The organism is Sorangium sp. So ce1036 (assembly GCF_051369805.1).
Taxonomy (GTDB): Bacteria; Myxococcota_A; Polyangia; order Polyangiales; family Polyangiaceae; genus Sorangium; species Sorangium cellulosum_F.
This window is the reverse complement of the sequence record NZ_JBBMOX010000001.1, coordinates 3,452,013-3,473,395: the sequence shown is the minus strand read 5'-3', so window position 1 is coordinate 3,473,395 and position 21,383 is coordinate 3,452,013. Positions and strand designations below refer to the sequence as shown.

At 71.3% G+C, this 21,383-nt stretch carries 21 protein-coding genes and 1 pseudogene; 10 read left to right on the top strand and 12 right to left on the bottom strand.

Translation table 11 applies throughout. The annotated features are described in order from the left end of the window. Window positions 1-65: 65 nt before the first annotated feature. Window positions 66-521, bottom strand: a complete 456-nt coding sequence (locus tag WMF31_RS13405; RefSeq protein WP_436602308.1) for a GFA family protein — start codon at window positions 519-521, stop codon at window positions 66-68. Window positions 522-634: 113 nt separating this feature from the next. Between WMF31_RS13405 and WMF31_RS13400 the strand changes: the two genes are divergently transcribed. Further along, window positions 635-1,672, top strand: coding sequence for a helix-turn-helix transcriptional regulator (locus WMF31_RS13400; protein WP_436602307.1), 1,038 nt, complete (start codon window positions 635-637; stop codon window positions 1,670-1,672). 87 nt (window positions 1,673-1,759) lie between these two features. On the opposite strand, the gene WMF31_RS13395 is transcribed toward WMF31_RS13400, so the two are convergent. Next, complete coding sequence (locus WMF31_RS13395) at window positions 1,760-2,305, bottom strand: response regulator (protein WP_436602306.1); 546 nt, start codon at window positions 2,303-2,305, stop codon at window positions 1,760-1,762. 24 nt (window positions 2,306-2,329) lie between these two features. Here WMF31_RS13395 and WMF31_RS13390 point away from each other — a divergent pair, with 24 nt between their 5' ends. Both WMF31_RS13390 and WMF31_RS13385 read left to right on the top strand, forming a co-directional pair. Beyond that, entirely contained in the window at window positions 2,330-3,661 is a 1,332-nt protein-coding gene (locus tag WMF31_RS13390; protein ID WP_436602305.1) for an ATP-binding protein, read from the top strand. A gap of 147 nt (window positions 3,662-3,808) precedes the next feature. Then, window positions 3,809-5,851, top strand: coding sequence for a membrane dipeptidase (locus WMF31_RS13385; protein ID WP_436602304.1), 2,043 nt, complete (start codon window positions 3,809-3,811; stop codon window positions 5,849-5,851). A gap of 99 nt (window positions 5,852-5,950) precedes the next feature. Here the strand turns inward: WMF31_RS13385 and WMF31_RS13380 are convergent, their stop codons facing one another. Then, window positions 5,951-6,466 carry a hypothetical protein gene (locus WMF31_RS13380; RefSeq protein WP_436602303.1) on the bottom strand — a complete coding sequence of 172 codons (516 nt, stop codon included), beginning with the start codon at window positions 6,464-6,466 and terminating at the stop codon, window positions 5,951-5,953. Window positions 6,467-7,050: 584 nt separating this feature from the next. On the opposite strand from WMF31_RS13380, the gene WMF31_RS13375 reads away from it, so the two are divergent. Then, entirely contained in the window at window positions 7,051-7,437 is a 387-nt protein-coding gene (locus WMF31_RS13375; RefSeq protein ID WP_436602302.1) for a hypothetical protein, read from the top strand. Between the two features lie 47 nt (window positions 7,438-7,484). Further along, entirely contained in the window at window positions 7,485-8,396 is a 912-nt protein-coding gene (locus WMF31_RS13370; protein ID WP_436602301.1) for a hypothetical protein, read from the top strand. 420 nt (window positions 8,397-8,816) lie between these two features. Here the strand turns inward: WMF31_RS13370 and WMF31_RS13365 are convergent, their stop codons facing one another. Further along, a complete protein-coding gene (locus WMF31_RS13365) occupies window positions 8,817-9,281 on the bottom strand; it encodes a transposase (RefSeq protein ID WP_436602300.1) in 465 nt (154 codons plus the stop codon). 495 nt (window positions 9,282-9,776) lie between these two features. Here WMF31_RS13365 and WMF31_RS13360 point away from each other — a divergent pair, with 495 nt between their 5' ends. Further along, window positions 9,777-10,826: a PEGA domain-containing protein gene (locus WMF31_RS13360; RefSeq protein WP_436602299.1), complete on the top strand. Its 1,050-nt coding sequence runs from the start codon at window positions 9,777-9,779 to the stop codon at window positions 10,824-10,826. 443 nt (window positions 10,827-11,269) lie between these two features. On the opposite strand, the gene WMF31_RS13355 is transcribed toward WMF31_RS13360, so the two are convergent. From WMF31_RS13355 to WMF31_RS13340, 4 genes are all read right to left on the bottom strand, one after another. Continuing rightward, window positions 11,270-12,118, bottom strand: a complete 849-nt coding sequence (locus tag WMF31_RS13355) for a hypothetical protein (RefSeq protein ID WP_436602298.1) — start codon at window positions 12,116-12,118, stop codon at window positions 11,270-11,272. 56 nt (window positions 12,119-12,174) lie between these two features. Next, complete coding sequence (locus WMF31_RS13350; RefSeq protein WP_436602297.1) at window positions 12,175-12,684, bottom strand: transposase; 510 nt, start codon at window positions 12,682-12,684, stop codon at window positions 12,175-12,177. A gap of 6 nt (window positions 12,685-12,690) precedes the next feature. Next, a complete protein-coding gene (locus WMF31_RS13345) occupies window positions 12,691-13,893 on the bottom strand; it encodes an endo-1,4-beta-xylanase (protein ID WP_436602296.1) in 1,203 nt (400 codons plus the stop codon). Between the two features lie 91 nt (window positions 13,894-13,984). After that, window positions 13,985-14,251, bottom strand: a complete 267-nt coding sequence (locus WMF31_RS13340) for a DUF6289 family protein (RefSeq protein WP_436602295.1) — start codon at window positions 14,249-14,251, stop codon at window positions 13,985-13,987. 494 nt (window positions 14,252-14,745) lie between these two features. On the opposite strand from WMF31_RS13340, the gene WMF31_RS13335 reads away from it, so the two are divergent. From WMF31_RS13335 to WMF31_RS13325, 3 genes are all read left to right on the top strand, one after another. Continuing rightward, the gene (locus WMF31_RS13335; protein ID WP_436602294.1) at window positions 14,746-14,874 is read left to right on the top strand and encodes a hypothetical protein; all 129 of its coding nucleotides are present in this window, start codon (window positions 14,746-14,748) and stop codon (window positions 14,872-14,874) included. A 41-nt stretch (window positions 14,875-14,915) separates the two neighbouring features. Beyond that, window positions 14,916-15,521, top strand: a complete 606-nt coding sequence (locus tag WMF31_RS13330; protein ID WP_436602293.1) for a DJ-1/PfpI family protein — start codon at window positions 14,916-14,918, stop codon at window positions 15,519-15,521. Window positions 15,522-15,594: 73 nt separating this feature from the next. After that, on the top strand, window positions 15,595-16,422 hold the full coding sequence (locus tag WMF31_RS13325) for a hypothetical protein (RefSeq protein ID WP_436602292.1): 828 nt from the start codon (window positions 15,595-15,597) through the stop codon (window positions 16,420-16,422). Window positions 16,423-16,549: 127 nt separating this feature from the next. Here the strand turns inward: WMF31_RS13325 and WMF31_RS13320 are convergent, their stop codons facing one another. Together WMF31_RS13320 and WMF31_RS13315 are read right to left on the bottom strand one after the other, a co-directional pair. After that, complete coding sequence (locus tag WMF31_RS13320; protein WP_436606554.1) at window positions 16,550-16,999, bottom strand: integrase core domain-containing protein; 450 nt, start codon at window positions 16,997-16,999, stop codon at window positions 16,550-16,552. After that, window positions 16,915-17,310, bottom strand: a pseudogene (locus WMF31_RS13315) (DDE-type integrase/transposase/recombinase); the annotation flags it as partial. The gene WMF31_RS13320 and the pseudogene WMF31_RS13315, both read right to left, overlap by 85 nt. A gap of 332 nt (window positions 17,311-17,642) precedes the next feature. Between WMF31_RS13315 and WMF31_RS13310 the strand changes: the two are divergent. After that, a complete protein-coding gene (locus tag WMF31_RS13310; RefSeq protein ID WP_436602291.1) occupies window positions 17,643-18,824 on the top strand; it encodes a formylglycine-generating enzyme family protein in 1,182 nt (393 codons plus the stop codon). Window positions 18,825-19,435: 611 nt separating this feature from the next. Here WMF31_RS13310 and WMF31_RS13305 read toward each other — a convergent pair. Together WMF31_RS13305 and WMF31_RS13300 are read right to left on the bottom strand one after the other, a co-directional pair. Continuing rightward, entirely contained in the window at window positions 19,436-19,591 is a 156-nt protein-coding gene (locus WMF31_RS13305) for a hypothetical protein (protein WP_436602290.1), read from the bottom strand. Window positions 19,592-20,007: 416 nt separating this feature from the next. Then, window positions 20,008-21,324: a glutaredoxin domain-containing protein gene (locus WMF31_RS13300; protein ID WP_436602289.1), complete on the bottom strand. Its 1,317-nt coding sequence runs from the start codon at window positions 21,322-21,324 to the stop codon at window positions 20,008-20,010. Window positions 21,325-21,383: the final 59 nt, after the last annotated feature.

Below are 21,383 nucleotides of genomic sequence, written 5' to 3'. Positions count from 1 at the left end.
AAGGGGAGGATGCACATCCGCGCGGGCGGCCGCGATTCATCGCTCGCGGCAGGCCCGCGCCGCGCTCAGGCCTGCTTCACGGCCGTGAACGGATCCACGTACGGAGCGGCCCCGATCTGCTCCCACGTGTCGTGGAGCCCGTCGTGGTACGTGACCGGCACCCCGGTGAGGTCCGCGCCGTCGAGGCAGTTCAGGTTCACGGAGTAGAACTCCCCGCCGAGCTCCGGGATGTCCCCGTGCCCGAAGACGCGGAGGCCACAGGTCTTGCAGAAATGGGCATGGCCGGCCCCGGTCCGCGAGTAGCCGCCGAGGACCTCCTGGCCGGCGACGAGGCGGAAGGCGCCCGGCCTCACCAGGGTGCCCCACCACGCGGTCTTCTTGCAGATGGTGCAGTTGCACCGGGTCGTCCCCTCGCTCGGGTCGAAGTCGGCCTCGAAGCGCAGGGCGCCGCAGTGGCAGCTTCCCCGGTAGGTCCGGACACCAGAGGTCATCGTCGTTTGCGCGGAGGCGGTGTTGGTCATGGGCGGATGCTCCAGGGATGGGGGCGGGCGCGCTCGGGCGCCTCGCCCGTGGGATGAGGGGAAGCTACGATGGGTCGCGGACAGATCCGGTCCTCGATGGAGACGAGCCGCACATGATCCAGACCTCCGCGCGCCTGCTGAAGCTCCTGTCGCTGCTCCAGTCCCGGCGCTTCTGGACGGGCGGGGAGCTCGCCCGCGCGCTCGAGGTGACCGAGCGCAGCGTCCGGCGCGACGTGGACCGGCTCCGGAGCCTCGGGTACCCGGTGCACGCGACCACCGGCGTCGGCGGCGGATACCAGCTCGGCGCCGGCAAGGAGCTGCCGCCGCTGCCGCTCGAGGACGACGAGGCGGTCGCCGTCGCCGTGGGGCTGCGCGCCGCGGCGACCGGGCCCGTGAGGGGGCTGGAGGAGGCGTCGGTCCGCGCGCTCGGCAAGCTCACGCAGGTGCTCCCCAAGCGGCTCCGGCGCAAGGTGAGCGCGCTCGACGCCGTGAGCGTGCGGATGGGCGACGCGGGGCCCACCTTCGACGCGGACGCGCTGGCCGTGATGGCGAACGCGTGCCGCGACGCCGAGGTGCTCTGCTTCGACTACAGCAGCCGGAAGGACGAGGCGAGCGCGCGCCGCGTCGAGCCGTACCGGCTCGTGCACTCGAGCCACCGCTGGTACCTCCTCGCGTACGACCTCGACCGGGGAGCCTGGCGGACGTTCCGCGTCGATCGCATCCAGGGGAGGCCGAGGGCCGGGCGCCGCTTCACGCCGCGCCCGCTGCCCTCCGACGACGTGGCCGCCTACGTGGCGCGGGCGGTCTCGCCGGAGGCGTACCGAAAGCGCGCGCGCGCGACGGTGCACGGCCCCGCGCACGCCGTCTCGGCGCGGCTGACCTGGGGGGCCTGGCAGGTCGAGGCGCTCTCGCCGGACCGGTGCGCGGTCTCCTCCGGCGGCGCGAGCCTCGCGGAGATCGCGTTCCAGCTCGGGTTCGTCGGGTTCGACTTCGAGGTGCACGAGCCCGCGGAGCTCGTCGAGCACATCCGCCGCCTGGCCGAGCGCTTCACGCGGGCCTCCACGGCGAGCCGCGACGCGCGGCCCGCGGCGCGGGCCCCGGAGCAGGCCCCGGAGCGCTCCGCCGCCCTCACGCGAGCAGATCCGGCTTGAAGAGGAGCGCCACCGCGAGGCCCAGATTTCTTGGCGTCCTCGGCGCCCTGGCGGCTCCTCTCTCGCTCGATCGACGTGATCGGCGCTCTACGAGCGCCGCCGGAGGATGTGCTGGAGTAGCTGGCGCGAGATGCTGAGGAGCTTCGCCGCCTTCCGCCGGTTTCCTCCGGCGCGCGCGAGCGCCTCGTCGACCATGACGGTGCGCACCTGCTCCTCGACGTCCTGGATCGACGCCCGCCCCACCGCCGCGCGCACCTGCGGCCGGAGATCGGGCGGCCGGGCCAGCGCGTCGTCGATCGCGCGCTCCAGCTCCTCGAGGTGCAGCGGCTTCGCCAGGAACGAGCGCACGCCCATCTGGGCGAGCCGGAACGAGACCGCCGGGCTCGCCGAGCCGCTGATGGCCACGATCGTCGGCGCGACAGCGCAGGTCATGGCCCGCTCCACGACGTCGACGGCGTCCCCGTCCGGGAGCATGACGTCGGCGATGATCCCTTGAAACACCCCGCCCGCGAGCGCGCGATGCGCCTCGGCCACCGACGCGCAGACGATGACCTCGGCGCCGCGCGTCTCGAGCGCCTCGCGCAGCGCGCGCCGGAGCCGCGCGTCGTCCTCCACGATCAGCCAGCGCAGCATCGCGTGATAGCATGCCCCCGGTCCATGGAGGCGCATAGTCTCAAGAGGGCGGAGCGGGCCAGCCTCCCGGCGCTGTCGACCGAGGCCCAGCTCGACGCCCTCATCACGCGCGAGGCGCTGCGGGGCGAGCGCACCGCCTCGATCGCGCGGAGCGTCTTCTGCGCGGCGCTCCTCGCGCGGTTCGTCGCCGTCCACACGCCGATGGCGCCCGGCTCGTACGCCCGCGTGTTCATCGAGGTTCCGCTGCTCCTCGGCGCGGTCGCCGCCTCGCTGTACGTGTGGTGGAGGAGCCGGCGCATCGACGCCTCCCCCCACCTGCTCCTCTTCTCGGTCGGCGTCGACGCGCTCCTGTGCTTCCTGGCGCTGCTGCCGAACGTGCTCTGGCCCTGGGAGGGCTACCCGGGGATCTTGCAGTTGCCCGATACGGCCGCGCTCCTGATCACGGTGTCCACGAGCGCGTTCCGGCTCGTCCGCCGGGCGGTGCTCCTCGCGACGGCGGCGAACATGCTCTCCGTGCTCGCGCTCATCGCGCTCGATCGCGCGCTGAACGGCAGCCACGACCACGATCTCTGGATACCAGCGTCGCTGTTCTTCATCCTGCTCCTGACGGCCGCCAGCGCGGCGCTCCTCGTCACGACGCGCACGCTCCGCGTCGTCGAGCTCGGGGCGCGCTCCACGCTGCGCACAGAGCGCGCGCAGCGGAATTTGAGCGTCGTGCTGCACGAGCACCACGACGTGAAGACCTCGCTCTCGGCCGCCCTCATCGACGCCGATCTCCTCCGGCGGGAGCTCCTTCGGGTCGAGTCCGCGAGCGCCGAGCGCATGTTGCGAAAGCTGGAGCAGCTCCGTGAGAGCGTCGAGGAGGTCGCCTCGACCATGGGGCACATCCGCGAGCGGACGATCCGCGAGCTCGACGCGCTGCGCGCGGCGGCCCCCGCCGAGATCGGCGAGGCGACCCGCGGCGCCCTCCGGGTCGTCCGGCGGCGCTATCAGGCGGTGAAGGTCGACGTCACGGAGCGCGCGGAGCGCACCGCGGTCCTGTTCGCGGGGGGGCACGACGTGCTGGAGCGCGTGCTCCTGAACCTCCTCGTCAACGCGTGCGAGGGGACGGGCGAGCGCGGGGCGTCCAGCGTGACGCTGGACGCGCGGCCGCTGGGCGGCGGGCGGGTGGCCATCGAGGTGAAGGACGACGGCCCAGGGTTCCACGACACGCCGCGCCCGAAGCCGGGTGGGTCCGGACAGGGGCTCGGCTTCGTGGCCGGCATGGTGGAATCGAGCGGCGGGCTCGTCCTGCGCGCCAACCTCCCGGGGGGCGGCGCCAAGGTCACGCTCGAGCTGCTCGAAGCCCCCGTGTGACGGCGGAGCGCACCAGCGCACGGCGCCCAGCCAGGGGGGCAAAAACATTTGCCCTCATCGTACCACGGGCCATGCGGTACGCCTCGGTGCCGAAATGGATGCTCGCGTGGACTCCATCGCCCGCAAACCTCTGAAGGATGACTCTTTATGAAGAAAGCCAGCCCGATGACAGGTCCTGTATCGGCTCCAGCCTGGAGCGCGCTCGCCGCGGTCGCGCTGACGCTCGCGGCCTCCGGCCCGGCGAGCGCACAGGCGCGGCGCTCGCCGATCTTCGATGCCGCGCTGAACGCTCCCGGCCGACCGCTGCGCGGGTTCGCCGATCTCCACACCCACCCGATGGCGCACCTCGGCTTCGGGGGGCACGTGCTCCACGGCGCTCCCGACGTCGACGTGCTCATGGCGCCGGGGACCATCTACGATCCCAGCGGTCAAGGCATCTCAGGCGCCACGTGCAACGGGTCGATGCGGCGCGCCGCCAGCATCGCGGAGGCGCTGGGGACCAGCTACAGCACGCACCGAGGGCACGACCTCCTCAAGAACAAGTGCGGGAACCACGTCCGCCAGATCGTGCTCGGGGAAATGGCGAAATCCCACGGCATCCGCTCGTTCCAGGTCGAGCGCCCCGTGGGATACCCGACGTTCGCGCACTTCCCGGCGCACAACGATATCCTGCACCAGCAGATGTGGGTCGACTGGATCCGGCGCGCGAAGGAGGGGGGCCTCCGGGTGATGGTCGCGCTCGCCGTCAACAGCCGCACGCTCGCCCACGGCGTCGAGGCGAGCCCGCCCATCGACGACAGGGCGTCGGGCAATCTCCAGATCGACGAGCTCGTCCGCTTCGTCGGCAAGCACGGCACGTGGATGGAGATCGCGCGTTCATCCGGCGATCTCCGGCGCATCGTGGAGCGGAACAAGCTCGCGGTGATCGTCGGCGTCGAGCTGGACGACATCGGCAACTTCGTGTGGAACAAGACGGCGCCGACGGAGGCCCAGGTGCGCGCGGAGATCAGGCGCCTGCACGGCCTCGGCGTGCGCTACGTGTTCCCGGTCCACCTCACCGACAACCGCTTCGGCGGCGCCGCCGCCTACGAGGACGAGGTGGCGCGCGCCAACCGCTTCCAGACGGGCAAATGGTGGGACCTCGAGTGCTCCCGCGGAGAGGGCATCACGAAGCGGATCCGGTCGGGGAACGATCTCTTCAAGCTGATGAAGCTCGGCGCCGCCGGCGGTCACATCCCGCTCCCCAGCTGCAAGCCGGGGGAAGGCCACAAGAACCGCCTGGGGCTCTTGCCCATGGGCCGCGTCGCCATCAACGAGATGATGAAGCTCGGGATGATCATCGACATCGATCACATGTCCCAGAAGATGGTGAGCGACGTGCTCGCGTTCACCCGCTCGACGCCCGGCGGCGCGTACCCGCTCGTCTCGGGGCACAACGGGCTCCGCGGCTCGAGCGGCAACGAGAACGGCCGGACCGCCGCTCAGTACACGGAGATCGCCGCGCGCGGCGGGCTCGCGGGCGTCGGCTTCGACGGCTCCGACGCGCGGAGCTTCCTGCGGAACGCGGCCGCCGCGGCGGCGATCACGTCGGGCGGCAAGCCGCTCCAGATCGCCCTCGGCTCGGACATCAACGGGATGGTCGTCATGCCGCGCTCTCCCGAGTGCCAGGCCCCCCGGGACCAGGTGGTGACGGTGCCAGGCGACGCCTGGCGCCACCCGCCCGCGCAGCTCCGGTGCACGGGGGGGAGCGAGATCGACGTGCGCTCCGCGCGCATCGGCTGCCTCGACATCCAGACCAGCGGAAACCTCACGGGCCTCGTCGGCCGCGCTTGCAACGGGAAGACGTCCTGCTCTTACAAGGCTCCGACCCCCGACGAATACAGCCGTGCCGGTGTACGGGCCGCGACGCGCACGTTCTGTACGCAGGCCATGGAGATCGTGTACCGATGCGTCGCTCCGGCCGCCCGGGCGTGCGTCGATTACTCGAGCTTCCCCAAGGCCCGGATGGGGAGCCGCTCGTGGGATTACAACGAGGAGGGGGTCGTCCACATCGGGCTCTTCCCGGACTTCCTCAAGCACGTCGAGGCGCTCCCGGGCGGAGCGCAGCTCATCGACCGGCTCTACAACGGCGCCGAAGGCTTCGCGCAGATGTGGGCGAAGGCCGAGGCGGTCGGCCGCTCCGTCCGCTGATCCGTGAACGTCCGTCCCGGAGCTGGGGCGCTGCAGAGGACGAGGTAGGCGGCGGAGCCGGCCACCGGCCCCGACGTGGGGCCGGTCCAGGTCCCGCCGCTACTGGCGCAGCCAGGCCACGATGAACTTTGTCGTGTTCTTCCCCGGGTTGAACATGTCGCCCTCGTTGATGGTCGCCGAGAAATCGATGATTCGGTCCCCGGACTGGGACGCGCTATACCCGACAGCGCCGTTGTGGCCATCGATTTGCACGGTGATCGAGCCGGGGACGATGTTCGTCGGGCTCGCGATCTGCCTGAAGCAGCCCCGCGTGCCGGGCCAGCCGCTGTTGCAGGTCACCGACGAGATACCTATCCCGAGCGCCTGCTCCGCCTCGCCCACGGCCTCATCGCTCAGCGCCTCATCGCCCAGGGCCTCATCGCCCTCCTGCGCGATGCAGCCGGCGAGCGCCATGGAAGCGAGAATGGCGATCGCCCCCGTGAGCTTCCTGAGGAGCTTCGCGCCCCGGCCCCCGCCGCTCGAACGAGCTCGTCGCCCATCGCTGGGCCGGGCCACGGTGAGGTTCTCCTGGCATTCGAGGAGCGCGTCTTTTCCACCCTTGATGTCGTGTGTCATGTGGTGCCTCTGTTCATGCTTCCGGTGTTTGTCGTTCCAGCGGCGTGGCCGTGGCGAGCGTCTCGTCGGCGTCGCGCGCTACCTGGGCGCAGGCGCGGAAGCCGACGCGCCGACCCACCACGGAGAGCCGGGGATCCCCGCCGGATCGGCCACGGGCAGTCGTCCCTCTCGTGCAGGCCGGAGCCAATGCCGGGCCTGCGGCGAGATGGCGCTATCCGGGCCGATCTGTCCCTCAGGCGTTGCTGGTCGCGGAGCTCGTGTGAGGACCGCGCCTTGGCGAGGAGGTAGTACCGCACGGTCAGATGCACGATAAGGGCAAATTTTCTTGCCCCACCGGGCAAATCTTCTTGCCCCCACGCGCATGCGCGCCTTGCGCCCCCCGCTGCCGGACCCTCCGATGCGTAGCAGCGGGCGCGCTGCTGCCCTCAGGCGCCGAGCCGGCCTCCGCATATCTCGTTGTCAGCTCGGGTCAGACGCGGCGAGGTACGGAAACCGTGTCAAACGTACGCGCCGCGTGCCGCGGGGCGCTCCGCTCGGGTGAAAGTTGCCGCCCGGTCTGCTCCGCACCACATTCCACCACCTGCATGGCCTCAGAACGCAAGGCCCACCGCGGCCTCACCCTCGTCGGGCTCATCCTGTCCCTCGCCATGGCCGCCCTCGAGTCGACGGCGGTCGCCACCGCGATGCCGACCGTGATCGGCGACCTCGGCGGCATTCGAGAGTACGCCTGGGCCACGACCGCCTGCCTGCTCCCCTCGTCGGTGCTCGTCCCCATCTGCGGCGATCCGTCGGTCGTGCAGCACCTCGGGGAGGCGCTCACGTCGGGGCTCACGACGGTGCTCTGGATCATCGCGGCCATGGGCGTGGTCGGGTTCATCTCGGCGCGCTGGTTTCCGCATGTGCCCCTCCAGGCCGGGGAGGACAAGGCCGTCGCGCCGCCGAGCTCCTCCTCACGGGGCCCTTCGTTGTGAAGGGGGGAGTACGGGGAAGAGGGGGGGCTGCTTGTGAGCGGAGACCCATGAGCTGGTTGCGGGCGATCGCGGGGGCGGGGCTGTGGCTCGCGATCGGCGGGGCGGGGTGCGAGGACCAGCGTATCGTGATCGGTGCGCTCGCGCGGGGGCACGACGGGGGCGTCGCGGGCGCGCCAGAGCGGCCGCGGTTCGAGGCGCCGACGGCGATGGCGGAGCTCAACAGCAGCGGAAGGGAAGAGGACCCGACCCTCACGGACGATCTGCTCGAAATCTATTTCATGTCCGATCGCGGGGGGAACCGGGACATCTGGACGTCGCGGCGGGCAGCGGTGGGCTCGCCCTGGGACCCGCCGCGCGCCGTGGAGAACATCAACCTGGCCGAGAGCATCGAGGATACCCCCTGCGTCTCCGGGGATGGGCTCCGGATCTGGTTCTACAGCAGGCGCGAGCCGGAGGGCATCTGGCTGGCCGAGCGCGAAAGCCGGGACGACCCGTGGGGAACGCCAGCGCACGTGGACACCCTCGCCGTCGAGGGCGCCACGGTGATGGGCCCTCACGTCGATCCCGCAGGGCTCCACGTCGTGACCGGCGTCACGCCCGCGGACGCGGAGACGTACCTCGCGATCGCATCGCGCGAACGCCCGGAGGACGACTGGAGCGCGCTCGCCCCGCTCGCCGGGCTGGACGGCCCAGGCGACGAGGGCGGCCCGTTCCTGTTCGATGACGGCAAGCAGATCCTGTTCCGATCGAGCCGCGCGGGAGGGGGAGACCTGTTCTGGGCACGGCGGGCAAGCGCCGAAGCGACGTTCGAGGAGGCAGCGCCGCTCGAGGAGCCGGTGAACCTCCCCGGGGAGCGCGAAACCGATCCACACCTCTCACCGGACGGCTCCGTCCTGTATTTCGCATCGACGCGGACCAGCGTCGCCGACCTCTACGAGGCCCGCCGCGCCGCGCCTTGATTCGCGAGGCTACACCGATGAGCATGAATCGAAAGCGGTCCTCGGCGGCGACCTCGACGACGGCGGGCCTCTTCGCGCTGCTCGCGGCCGGATACGCGCGGCGGAGCGCTACGTGGCGCCGGGCGGCAGCGATTCCAATCGCGGAAGCATGGACCAGCCGTTCGCCACCTGATGCATCCCCTCATATAGTCCCAAGAATTTCACGGGTCACGGCGTGCTCACGGAGCACCTCGTCGTACGCTGTCATGAGTTGAACAAGCCGCTCTTTCCGCATGTTGGGAATGGCCGTGCACCAGCAGCATCCCTGGTTATAGAGCGACAAGGCTCGATGCTTCACGGTATTGGTCTTCAGGAGGCGATCGAGGCCGGCCCGTTCTCCTGCCTCCCCAAGGAGCGTCAGGAGCACGCGCGCAAAGGCAGCTATAAGCAGGGGTCGGTCGCGTCGGGCAGTGTCGCCAATATGGGTGACGGAGAGACCCATGCCAATATGCACTCGCGAAACCGAATGATGTAGTCCCAGCCCAGCTTGGCGAGATGTGCGTACCGCTCCTGGTCGCCGAAGCCCCGGTCCGCGAGGAGTGTTACTCGAGCTGCTTTCGGGAGGATCTCGTGCAGCCGCTCAATCACCTCGTCTTCATAGGCGTTGCGCTTGCCAGCCAACGACGACTTCTTGACCGTCTTCTGAGGGGATCTGTCAGGAGCCGCCCTGGTGGCTCTCGGCAACGCCCCGTCGTCTACGCGCTCACCGCCAGCCAGCCATCGGTCGGCCGTCATCTTGTGGACGCCGAGCTCCGTGGCGATCTCGGTCGGCGTCGCCCCCGCCCGGGAACGCTCCCTGGCGTACGCCTCCGCCCGCTCCCGCAGCTCGCTCGGGTACTTTCCCACGGCTCTTCTGCTCTCGATACCTCGACAGCTCGGGACGCATCTGCACCAGCTCCCTGCTTCCTGGCATCGCTCGCCCCTCTTCGCTCGGCGAGGGCACGGCTCTTCGCTGAGGTCGCGTAGCGTGAAACCGAATCTGGCCAAGGGAAAGACGTGGTCTGCGGAGCGGCTACAGCTCGACTGGTAGCATGGCTACCCGCTCGTCTGGTGCCTGATGCTGGCGAGCGTCATCGGCCTGCTCGCCTACTACCGCCGCAAGGGCTGGCTCGGGAAGGGCGGCGACGACGGCTGAGCCGACGCGGCGCGCGACCGGCCGCCTCCGCGGCGGCGAACGGCATGTGCGGGCGCGGATCACACGGTCGGATGGAGCGCGGGCGTGGACGCAGGCCTACGGGAGCGTGGCGTGACGAATCTACCAATTGACTTGGGATCGCCGCAGCAAGTATCTCATAGTGCGTGCGTCGCCTGATCTCCTGGCTGCTGCCATGTGCTCTCGCGATGTCCGTCGCTGGTGTCGGGAATACGGCGAGCGCGGACGAGCCCTACCACGATCGGGACGTGCGCGCGGCGTCGATGACGGCGGGGCTGCTGCGCCGCGCCAGGCAGGCGCACGCGGCCAGGCGGCTGGTGACGGCCGCGGCGACCTACGAGCGGGCGCTGGAGGCCGCGCAGGGGGCGTGGACGACCGACGCGGAGCGGGCGACGATCGCCGGTGAGCTCGGGCTGGTCGAGCTCGCGCTGGGGCGGCATCGGGACGCGGCGACCCACCTGGCGCAGTGCCTCCAGCACCGGGGCGTGATCAGCGGATGGCTCCGCGGCCAGGTCGATGATGGCCTGCAGCGCGCCGCGAAGCGCGTGGCGACGGTCTACGTAACGACCAATCCGCCGGGCGCCGAGGTCCTGATCGACGGACAGGCGCTCTCCCCGCCGGAGCCGGTCCACGAGGTGTTCGTGGAGCCGGGGGAGCACACCGTGCGGGCGCGGCTCGATGGGCACGAGGAGGCGGAGCGCTCGTTCACCGCCGAGGCTGGCCAGACGCACCCGATCGTCCTCAAGCTGCCGCGCCTCCCGGAGCGCGTCGCGCGCGCGCCGGAGGCGGCCGCTGCTGCGCCGCTCTCGGCGGCTCCGGCTGCGCCTCCGGCGGGGTCGACCTTCCCGCTGACGGAGCTGCGCATCGGCGGGGTGGCGCTCACGACGGCGGCGGTGGCGGCCGGCACGGTCTTCCTCCTGCGGTCCGGCGTCCTGCGCGACGACCTCGCCGCGCAGGAGGCCGCGCTCCGCCGCGGGGGGTGGGACCCGTTCGCGTGCGGGAGGGCGGACGCGCCGCTGGCCTGCACCGAGCTCCGCGACACCGCCGAGGCGCGGGACCTGTTCCGCGGGCTCGGGGTGGGGACGCTGGTGGCGGGCGGCGTCTTCGCGGCCGTGACGGTGGCCGCGTTCCTCGCGGAGCCGTCGTCCATGGCGAGCGAGCCGGCCCGCCAGGGCGTCCGCGTCGTGCCGGTGATGACGGCAGAGCGGGCGGGGGTCTTCCTTCAGGGCACGTGGTGACGAGGCACGTCGTGCTTCAGCGACGACGGAGCAGCGACATCCGACCACCGCACGGCGCGGCGCGTCGGGCAGGCTCACATAGATGCCCCCGGTGGTGTCCTGCAGGGCGAAGCCCTGATCTCCGGTCGCCGAGTTGAACGTGCCGGGCGCGACGGTCACGACCCCCTCGACCGTCGCCACGGAGCCCTCGGCCAGGCCGCGGGCCTCGGCGACGGTGGCGACAGCCTCCTGTTCCGGAGAGGCTGGCTCTCCGCTGGCGCCGCAGCCAGCGGTCGCGAGGATCCAGGTGGCGGCGGCGATCGCGGCGGGCTTGCGGGCCGAGAGGTGTCTACGCATCCATGGTCTCTGACGCCGCTACGCGCAGGGGACATGCGGTCACGCGTCGCGCTCCGCCGGCGAGGCGCCGGGCCCACGAGGAGCGAGTGCCCCCCGGCGCGTCGGCGTCACTCGCTGACAAAATCCACTTCCTCATGGCCGCACAGCTTGCAAGTCCGCACCCGAGGGACGTGGGCGCCCGTCCTGATGCCCGCATCGTTGCTCGGGAATTTCTCGACCCGCCGCGAGCCCTTGCGGCACCCGGGACAGCGGCGGTCGGTAAGGAGGAACCATGCCGACAGCACGGCGCCGGGCCAGACGGCGTAGCTACCCAGACGAAACCAGCCCGAGGTCTCCTCTCCGGCAGCATGGAAGACGACGGGGATGGCCATGGTGACGAGACCCGCGATCGCCGTCGCGATCACGGAATAGTGCGTGCTCCTCAGCTGGTACATCCGCAGCAACAGGGGCCATACAGCAGCGAAGCAGACGAGAGGCATCGCGATCGACGGTTGCTCCCGGTGATCATAGACGAGGGCAGCAGACACGACGACCGCCGGAACGAGCAGGATCGTCACGAAGATCTCTGCGGCGTGCCACCGGCGCGCTTTCGCGGCTCGCTCGGCGGCCGGCGACTCCGGCCTCCAACACATTGCCATGAAGCCTCCCGGCCCCGCCGGCACCACACGGCCCCCGGGCGTCTGCATGGCCGTCGCCCTCTCCTGCTCCGAAGGGACCGACTCCAGCAGGAGATTGGGATACGCGGGCGCAGGGGCCGGACCAGCGCCCGCCGCGCGGGTCGCCGCCTTCTCCTGCCGCTCCACGGCCTCCCGGAGCTCCGCGATCTCCCTGTCACGATGTGCGATCTGCTCCTCCAGCGCCTTCGCGCGCATTCGCACGGCCTCCAGCTCTCCCCTGTATGCCGACATCCTGGTCTCCCGTGCCTGCGCTGCTCCGAGCGCGGCGGTCCTCGTCAAGGGTCTCGATCGTCAGGCGGTTTCCAGCGATCCAGGCTTTGCAGCAACCGGGAACTCTAGCCAGCTCTCGCCCTCGGCGTCGAGGAGAGCACATTCACGCCGGCCCGGACGACGGCGGCGCTACCGCTCTCGAGCTCCGTCGCGACCGCCGTCGCGCGTCGCCCCGGAGCGCCGCCGCGCCCAGCGCGAGCACGGCGAGCACGCCCGGCCGGGCGTGGGGTGAACGCCGGCCGCGTGCGTCGCGCTCGTCCATGGCGCCGTCGCCTCGTCGCGGGCGAGCCTGGCTTCGCTGGGCGCGGGCCGATGCGCTTACGCCATGGACTTGCGGACGCGAGCCCCCCTGCGTACTTGACCGTATGAAAGCGCGGCGGCGGGACGCTGGCCGCGAGCCGACACAACAGCGAGAGCGGATCCATGTCGACCGCGACGGTCCCGTCGGCGAAGGCGCGCTTGAGCGACAGCCGTACCAGGCCGTCCTGCTGCAGCTCGACGCGCTCCTGGGCGATCTCGGAGGGGTGGCCGCCTCCGGCGCAGGCAGACCTCGAGCTCGAGCGCTCACCACGCACGCGGGATCACTGGCCGCGGCCGAGGAAGTCCATCAGCCAGGCCATGGCCGGCCGCATCGTGCCGTCCGGGTGCATGAGGCCCGTGTTGTCTCGCCAGGTGGAGCCGACGATGTAGCCGTAGAAGGTGATGCCTTTGACGGCGCTGTGGTTGTAGAGCATCGTGAACTGCTCCTCCATCACCCTGCGCTGCTCGTCGTCGTCCGCGATGTCGATGTCGAGCTCGGTGATGTACACGGGCAGGCCCATGGCGGCGAACCTGTCGAGGAAGCCCCTCACGGTGTCGGCGTCCTTCTTGTACACGTCGTGGGCCTCCGCGCCGACGGCGTCGATCGGGGCGCCCGCCTCCAGCGCCGCGCTCAGCATCGCGACGAAGCGGTCGTGCTCGCTCTCGTACTCGATGATGTTGTAGTCGTTGAGGATCAGGGTCGCGCCCGGGCAGAACTCGCGAGCCCACTTGAAGGAGTTGACGATCCAGTCATGGCCGCTCTCGCCGGCGCCGCCGATGGCCTCCTTGAAGGAAGGCGTGGTGTGGGGCGGCGGCTCGTTCACGACGACGATGTACTTCGTGTCGGGGTACCGCTGACAGAACGCCTGCATCCAGTCCCTCACGGCCTGCCGCCGCGCCTCCGCGGGGAGAGGCCCGAGCCAGCTCGGGGGCGTGGCTCCCCACACGAAGGAGGACTGCGCGAAGGGGATGTCGTTGTCCTGCGCGTATTTATAGATCGCGTCGAGCCTGCTCCAGTCTCGCTCGCCGCGGGACGCCTCGACAGAGCTCCACCTGCCCTCGATCTCGGGCGTGATCTGGTCCCAGTACCGGACGAAGCCGTCGCGCACGGCGCGATCGGTCGTGATGTTGCCGACGAACTTGCCACCGCTCGTGCTGCTCGACCCGCCCGACCCGACGCCGGAGCCGCCGGCTCCGGAGCTGCTCGCGCCTCCAGAGCCGCCGTCGCCCGAGCTGCCTGCGCTCGACGAGCCGCCCGCACCAGAGCCAACAGCGCTCGTGCTGCTCGTGTCAGCTCCGCCGGCGCCCGTCGTGCCAGCGCCGCCGCCATGACCGCCTGCGCTCGACGAGCCGCCAGCGCTCGATGAGCCGCTCGGTGCATCGTCGCCCCGGTCCACCCGGCCAGAGCAGCCCGAGAGGGCCACGATTCCGAGCGCGATCCAGGCTGTGCCGTACAGCCATCGAAAAGAACGGTTCTTGTTCATGGCGACCTGAAGCATCCCCTCGGATCGATCACGAGCCGTGCCATGGATAAGGCGGCCTTCGGGGCGGCCGCGCGTCACCGGGGCGCCTCCCTCAGCGAGGAGGCGGGGTGCAGGTGAAGCACCCGCCGCACTCGTAGTGCTGCGTCGTGGTGCCCCACGCGATCCGGTTGTTGCAGCAGTCGCGGCCGTACTGGCCGACGACGGTGGTGTAGCTCTCGTCGCTGTAATAGGTGCAGTTTCCCCCCGGCGCCGCCTCGCTCGAGGGGACCAACAGGGCAGTGGTGCCCAACATCGCCGCGCCTGCCGTCAGGGCAGCGAAGAAGTAACGAACGCGGGCAGCAGGGCTGAGACGACGCATGGACGCTCCTCTTGCAATGGGGGGCCTGTGTCGGCCTCCGAAGCTATGCGAGGCAGCTTAGACCGCTCGCTCGGCTCGAGCAAGCGCGCCGGTCGGAGCGGCCTTTGCGGAGCTCTGTAACGCATGATCCGCCCGACGGTGTGCTCGAGAACCCGACCGACCTCGCGCGTCTGCAGGTGACCGAGCTGCGAATCCGCGGCAGAGCAGGCGTGCGCTGGTCGAGCGGCCCTCGCGGCGAGCGCGCGCACGCGCGGTGCGCCTGCGCACAACGCTTGCAAGAGCTCGCAGGAGAGCGCTGGGCGCGCCGCGAGAAGGGCGTCGCGAGGTCGGCTGAAACAGGAGGGGCCCCGGCCGTGCGGCCCGAGGCGACGGCAGGGCGGCGCGCCCCCTCCTCGAGGGAGCACGCCACGGGATAGGGCCCCTCAGCGCGCCGACGCGCGGCTCGCGGAGCGGGCCTCGGGGCGCGCCCCCGCCGTCACGCGAGGAGATCCGGCTTGAAGAGGAGCGTCACCGCGAGGCCCAGCACGGCGACGCCGCTCACGAGCTTGATCACCTGCTACCGCGACGTGTTCGCCCCGGAGCGCCTGCTCCGGCACCTCGACGAGCGTGAGGGGCGCGCGTGAAGGGAAAGGAGGGGACAGCGAGGACAGGGGAGCAAGAGACGATGAAGACGAGAGGCAAGGTGGGCGTGCTCATCGAGGAGCATTTCGACGCGACGGAGCACCGCCGGTTCAACGCCTATTTCCCGGAGCGCGGCTACGAGGTCGAGTACCTCTCGCATCTCTGGGGCCAGCCGGCGCTGCGCTTCGGGTCGACCCCCGAGGGCGGCGTCGTCGAGGAGGAGGTCACGGTGACGGCCGAGGTGGCGGCGGCCGATCCCGCCGCGTACAGCGGGATCATCGCCATCGGCGCCCACGCCATGGATCGCCTCCGCCACGAGCCGACCGTGCGCGCGGGCCGGCGCAACGAGGCCCCGGCCGTGGCCTTCCTGCGCCGGGCGGCGGCCGTGACGAGCCTGCCGGTGGGCGCCATCTGCCATAGCCAGTGGCTCTTCTGCGCCGCGCCGGAGCTGCTCCGCGGCCAGCGGGTGACCTGCGCCCACAACATCCTCTGCGACGTGGAGAACGCGGGGGGCGAGATCGTCTACGAGGGCGATCGCACCGCCGACCTCGTGATCGACGGCTCGCTCGTGACGGCGCGGCACCCGGAGGTGGTGGACCGCTTCATGGCGGCCTTCGCGGACGCGATGGATATCTGCGCGCGCGGGTGAGCCCCGTCAGGACGCGAGCTTGACAAGCCGGCGCACCTCGCGTCCCATTGAGGGCTGCCACGAGGAGGCGGCCATGGCGAACCCCTATCAGCGCATCTGGGAGCACAACGGCAGGGATCCCGACAAGGACGCTTACACCCTCCCCACGGACATGGTCCTGCCGTCGCACGACGACTGCCCCGGCCGCAGGATCATCGCCCGCACCGCGGCCCACGCGGGCCAGAACGCGATGACCTTCGCACACCTGTTCGCCGCCTTCACCGAGGCCCGGTTCACCCAGCACTGGACCTGGCAGCCCGCCTCCGGCGGCTGGAATACCTACGGCCTGCTCGACGATACCAAGACGCGAGGCGAGTGCCTGCACTTCGCGAAGAACCTCTGGTTCCTGGCCCGCGCGCCCGCGCCCTGGGGCCTCGGCCTGTCCCGGGACCAGATCCGCACCAGCACCTACAAGGGCGCGGCCGGCGAGGGCTTCGTCTCCGCGCACAACGGCATATTCCTCAACCTGCGCGCCAACGTCGCGGCGGCCCAGGGCTACGTCGGCGCTCCGCTGTATTGCTGGGCCGACCACAAGACCGTCCTCTACAACGGCCAGTACTGGGATCCCTGCTATGTCACCCAGTATGCCGCGGAGGCCAACATGGCGCTCTACCAGCTCACCGGCCGGTACGTGCGCACCGACTCCGACGGGGTGTGGGACCTGAACAACAGGACGACCCTGGGCCTCCAGACCGAGGGCAAGACGGCCGAGAAGGCCACGCGGAACGGCCGGTACTTCTATTTCAGGAGGGTCGTCCCCCGGGAGAACCGGGGCGCCCACATCTCCTTCGAAGGGCCGATCGACGAGACGCGCCTCGAGCTGATGCGGTCCGCTTCGCGGGGGATCCGGCTCGTCCGCTGACGGCCGCCCCTCGGGCGCCGCGCGGCGGCTGGTCGATGCGGCTGGTGGCCCCGTCGAGCAACGCGCGGTGGCGATGGTGCTGGAGGCTGTCTACGGTGGGTGTCAAGACAGTTGTCCGTTGATTCGCTCACGTCGTTGTGAGTGCTTGAGGCTCGTGCGTGTGGGGGTTGAGGGTCACAGGACCGATGGGCGTCCAGTTGCGTGTCTGGCCGCTCCAGCGCCGGGGCGTCCTGCGGCGGGCCCGCTGGTAGAGGGCGTGGCGGACGGCGAGCAGCGCGCTGTCGCGACCGCGGTGGCGGTCGTTGGGCGTGACGAAGCGGATGCTGCTGTGCAGGTGCTCGCCGTTGTACCAGGCAACGAAGCGCTCGACCCACTGGCGCGCCTGCTCCACGGTAGCGAACGGCCGGCGTGGGTACTCGGGCCGGTACTTGAGGGTGCGGAAAAGCGCCTCCGCGTAGGGGTTGTCATCGCTGACGCGAGGGGGCTGAAGGAGGGCACCACGCCCAAGCGCTGAAGGGTGGCGAGCATGGTCGAGCCCTTCATCGGCCCGCCGTTGTCCGCGTGCAGCACAAGGCAGCCGGAGCCCACGCCTTCGCGGCCGCAGGCCTGCTCGACGAGCCGAGCAGCAGCGAGCATCGACGCCTCGATCTCGACCGACCAGCCGACAATCTTGCGGCTATAGATGTCCACGATCAGGTACAGGAAGTAGAGCGCTCCGCGCACCGCGCTCCTCAGGTAGGTGATGTCCCAGCACCAGACCTGATTGGGCCTTCTGGCGACGAGCGCGCGAGGACGATGGACACGTGCCGGTCGAGCCGGATTGCGGTGCGCCAGCAGCCCCTGCTCGCGCAGGACGCGATAGAAGCTCGACTCAGAAGCGACATACACGCCGCGATCGGCCGGGCGCGGCACGATCTGCTTGGGCGAGAGATTGCGGAAATCGAGGCTGTGGGCCGTCTCGTCGATGCGCCGGCGCTCGGCCTCGGTCAGCTCGTGCAGCGGGGCGTGGCGCGGTCCGGCTCGACCGTCCTCGCCGCCGGCCTCGGCTCGCCAGCGGGCCACGGTGCGCGCGCTGAGCCCGAGCGCACGGCAGGCCGCCGCGAGCCTGGCGCCGCTACGGACGGCCTCGTCGATGAGCTCGAGCGTCACCTGTCGGTCTCCGCGTCCGTGTCGTCGTCCCCGTCCCCCCAGATAGCCTGGGCTTTTTTTGGAGCACCAGGATGGCCGCCGCCTTGTCTTTGCGCCGTAGCTGCCTCTCCAGCTCCCGAACGCGCCGCGACGGGGCCGAGCGGTGCCCGGGCTTAGCCGGCCCGCCCAGGGCCTCCAGCGCGGCCTCGCACCACTCGGCGAGCTGCGCCTCGTGCAGCCCCTCGGGGGAGGGCGGCGCCGGCGGGGAGGGCGGCGCCGGCGGGGAGGGCGGCGCCGGCGGGGAGGGCGGCGCCGGCGGCTCGTGGAGCGCTTCGGGAGGCGGCGGCGCGGGCGGTGTGTCCGCTCCCGACGGCGATTCCTGCGCGGGCAGCCTCGATTGTGGGGGCATCTCGTGCTGCGCAAGCCTGCTCGTGCCGGGCGGCAGCTTCCTCATGGGCCGAAGCACCACCATCGGCGATACGGACTATGCTCCCCGCGGCAACGCTCCGGAACTCCCTGAGCACACGGCGATGGTCTCGGACTTTCACCTTGACGTCTTCGAGGTGTCGATCGGTCGTTTCCGCAACTTCGTGCGCGCGTTCGACGGCACCCCGCCGGCGATCGGCGCCGGCAGCCATCCGCTGATCGCCGGCAGCGGCTGGCAAGCCGCGTGGAACACCGCGCTCCCGAGCTCGCAGGCGGGCCTCATCAGCAACCTGAAGTGCGACGAGATGTACCAGACGTGGACCGATTCGCCGGGCGAGAATGAGAACCGGCCGATCAACCGCGTGAGCTGGTACGAGGCGTTCGCCTTCTGCGTATGGGACGGTGGGTATCTGGCGACAGAGGCGGAGTGGGAGTACGCGGCCGCCGGTGGGGGTGAAGATCGGCTTTACCCCTGGGGAGGGTCGTTGCCCGGCGGACCCGAGCTCGTTGCCTACGCCTGCGGCGGCGATAACACGCCAGGCTGTGCGCTGACGGACATCGCCCTGGTGGGCACGATGTCGGCGGACGTCGGGCGATGGGGACACCGCGATCTCGGCGGCAACGTGGCCGAGTGGAACCTCGACAAGTGGGATCCCAGCTGGTACTCGGGAGCCGGGAGCGTCTGCGACGACTGCGCGAACGTCGTCGTCGGCGGGCGGCGCGCGATCCGGAGCGGCATCTTCTCGCACGACGCCACGAACCTGCGGGCCGCGAACCGGAATTACTACGACGATCCACCGGCCGCGGTGAGCACCGTCGGAGTTCGCTGCGCGAGGAGCACGCCATGATCTCGAGCGGCGCGGATGCGGCAACCGCGCCACCGCTCGGCCATGGAATACCGTAGCGACCCGGGCTCAGGCCGGCGGCTCCGGCGGACCGAGCAGCGGGGCCTCGCCCTGCAGCCGCATCAGCAACAGGCGGTAGGACTACACGGCGCCCAGGATCAAGGCGTAGGTCCGGATGCCCTCGAGGTATTCGTAGCCGAGCCCCCGCCACCAGGCGCCGCGCTCCCTGTGGCCCCCTCCCCCGCATGGGTACCGCGAACGCCCCCTCCCCCGACGGCGCTCTGGCCTGCGCTGCGCCCCCGGCGCGGCCCTCCTGCTGGCCGCCTGCGGCCCCGCGCCCAGCCTCGGCGAGCCGCGCGCGCCGGAGCCGCCGCCCGCCGCCGAGACGGTGTACAGCGCGCAGGCCAATCAAGCCGGATCGCAGCGCGAGGAAGCGTAGCGCAGCAAACCGAAAGGGTGGACCGGGAGCGTCGTGATGGCTCGATCCTGGGTCGAAAGAGCGTGGTCCGGGCGGCGCCGAGCGCGCTACGGGGCGCATCGGCGTGCCGTGGGCACACGTGCCCGTCCGGGCGTTGGTCTGGCCCGGGAGGCGCGTCACGAGACGCTATGCGGGGTCACCGAGCGCCTTGCGGCGCAGAGCGGTGCTTTTCCAGTACGGTGGCCGCCGCGTGGACGCTGGGAGAGCGTGCTGGAACATCGGTCGGCTCGCCGAGCGCGGAGAGGAAGCGGGCGATGTTCCTTGGCTCGGTCACCATGGCGACGAGCTTCATCCGTCCCTTGCAAGTTGGGCACTCGAGGACATCGATCGGGCGGCGGCGCGGCAGGCGCTGGGCGGGGCTCGGGCTTCAGGAACACCGGCGCGGCCGCGCTCCGCGTGTCGTAGCTGGGCACGTGCACTTCCTCGTCGCCGACGCGCGCCGCCACGCGCAGCGAGACGAGCGCGCGGGCGCTCAGGGCCTCGACCCGCGCGGCGCTCCGCAGCGCCTTGTCGACGAGGTAGGCGTTCGGCCCCTCGCCCCCCGGACGCGAGGGAGCGGATCGCCGCTCCGACTTGCGAGCGGCTCCACCCGCTCCCGCACCGTGACCCGTGCGGCCCCCTCCTCGAGGGAGCACGCCACGGGATAGGGGCCCCCCCGGCGCGCCGACGCGCGGCTCGCGGAGCGGGCCTCGGGGCGCGCCCCCGCCGTCACGCGAGGAGATCCGGCTTGAAGAGGAGCGTCACCGCGAGGCCCAGCATGGCGACGCCGCTCACGAGCTTGAGCACCCGGCCACCGCGCTCCGTCAGCTTGTGGTGGCCCAGCGTGACGACCGCGATCGTCACCATCACCGCGTCATCGGCCATGTAGGCGACGTTGTAGAGCGCGAGGTAGGCGTAGTGCTGCCACGCGGGGAGCCCCTGCATCGTGAGGATCTGCGTGTAGACCGCGGGGAAGCCCGCGGTGCACAGCAGCTCGACCGTGTTGACCAGCACCGCCAGGACGATCACGCCCCCGAGCGCCCCCGCCATGTGCTCCGCGCGCAGGATGGCCCGGACGCGCGCGTAGATCCCCGGCTTCGCGCGCTCGGGGATCGTGAGCGAGATGCCCTTCTTGAACGCGAAGAACTCCTTCACGTTGATCGCGCCGACGACCGCCGCGATCACGCCGAGGGCGATCTGGACGCCCCGCGACAGGCCGATGAGGAGGAACACGTTCAGCCACGCCGCCATGAAGGCGAAGTACGCGAGGCCGCTCACGACCACGAAGGTGGCCGCGATGAGCGCCATCTTCCTGCGACTCTTGAGGTGGACGAGCATCGAGAGCAGGAACAGGAGCACCCACATCGCGCACGGGTTGAAGCCGTCCAGCAGCCCGAGCACGACCGTGAAGAGCGGCAGGCCCAGGCGGGACGCGCTGACCCGCCCGAGCGCGCCCGTCTCGACTTCGTCCGCCGCGAGCGCCGGCGCGCCGGCGGCGCCCTCGCACGGCTCGGCCTCCTCGGCCGAGCAGGCGGCCGCCTCCGGGTCCGCGGCCCCCGCCGGCTCGCCCCCGTCGAGGATCGCGCGGAGCCTCGGGCCGCTCGTCTCCCGATCCTCGAAGCCGATGACCAGCCGATCGCGCGCGGGAAAGTAGAACGCCGGCACCGAGGGCACGCGCACCGCGTGGCGCGTGGCCAGCGTCCTGAGCCGGGCCCGCGCCGCCGCGTCGACGTCCACCGGGTGGACGGTCGCCCTGAGCGCGGGCCGCTCCGCGGCGAGCTCGTCCAGGAAGGCCCTGGCGTCGGCGCAGCGGGGGCAGCCCTGTCGCGAGAAGAGCTCGATGTCCGGCCGCTCCGGCGCCGGCGCCTCCTCCGCGCCCGCGCGGCGCGGGGCGAGGGCGAGGGTCGCGAGGAGGGCGAGGAGCCACGCGGCAGCGAAGCGCCACCACGCGGAGGCCCGGCGCCCTGAACCGATCGGGCGCCCGCCCCCCGACGAGGACGCCGCGCGGCGGCGCGCTGCGATCTGCCCACGACATGCCGAGGTCATCCCTGTCTCCTGCGCCGCGCCCGCGCCGTGCGGCGGGAGCGCGATCCCAAGGGATCCAT

Excerpts from the sequence above, each read along its gene's own strand:
- WMF31_RS13370 (WP_436602301.1), top strand. The coding sequence starts at position 7,485 with ATGAGCTGGTTGCGGGCGATCGCGGGGGCGGGGCTGTGGCTCGCGATC.
- WMF31_RS13305 (WP_436602290.1), bottom strand. The coding sequence starts at position 19,591 with ATGAAGCTCGTCGCCATGGTGACCGAGCCAAGGAACATCGCCCGCTTC.
- WMF31_RS13380 (WP_436602303.1), bottom strand. The coding sequence starts at position 6,466 with ATGACACACGACATCAAGGGTGGAAAAGACGCGCTCCTCGAATGCCAG.
- WMF31_RS13400 (WP_436602307.1), top strand. The coding sequence starts at position 635 with ATGATCCAGACCTCCGCGCGCCTGCTGAAGCTCCTGTCGCTGCTCCAG.
- WMF31_RS13345 (WP_436602296.1), bottom strand. The coding sequence starts at position 13,893 with ATGAACAAGAACCGTTCTTTTCGATGGCTGTACGGCACAGCCTGGATC.
- WMF31_RS13385 (WP_436602304.1), top strand. The coding sequence starts at position 3,809 with ATGAAGAAAGCCAGCCCGATGACAGGTCCTGTATCGGCTCCAGCCTGG.
- WMF31_RS13360 (WP_436602299.1), top strand. The coding sequence starts at position 9,777 with ATGTCCGTCGCTGGTGTCGGGAATACGGCGAGCGCGGACGAGCCCTAC.
- WMF31_RS13330 (WP_436602293.1), top strand. The coding sequence starts at position 14,916 with ATGAAGACGAGAGGCAAGGTGGGCGTGCTCATCGAGGAGCATTTCGAC.
- WMF31_RS13300 (WP_436602289.1), bottom strand. The coding sequence starts at position 21,324 with ATGACCTCGGCATGTCGTGGGCAGATCGCAGCGCGCCGCCGCGCGGCG.
- WMF31_RS13340 (WP_436602295.1), bottom strand. The coding sequence starts at position 14,251 with ATGCGTCGTCTCAGCCCTGCTGCCCGCGTTCGTTACTTCTTCGCTGCC.
- WMF31_RS13395 (WP_436602306.1), bottom strand. The coding sequence starts at position 2,305 with ATGCTGCGCTGGCTGATCGTGGAGGACGACGCGCGGCTCCGGCGCGCG.
- WMF31_RS13405 (WP_436602308.1), bottom strand. The coding sequence starts at position 521 with ATGACCAACACCGCCTCCGCGCAAACGACGATGACCTCTGGTGTCCGG.
- WMF31_RS13325 (WP_436602292.1), top strand. The coding sequence starts at position 15,595 with ATGGCGAACCCCTATCAGCGCATCTGGGAGCACAACGGCAGGGATCCC.
- WMF31_RS13375 (WP_436602302.1), top strand. The coding sequence starts at position 7,051 with ATGGCCTCAGAACGCAAGGCCCACCGCGGCCTCACCCTCGTCGGGCTC.
- WMF31_RS13310 (WP_436602291.1), top strand. The coding sequence starts at position 17,643 with ATGGCCGCCGCCTTGTCTTTGCGCCGTAGCTGCCTCTCCAGCTCCCGA.
- WMF31_RS13390 (WP_436602305.1), top strand. The coding sequence starts at position 2,330 with ATGGAGGCGCATAGTCTCAAGAGGGCGGAGCGGGCCAGCCTCCCGGCG.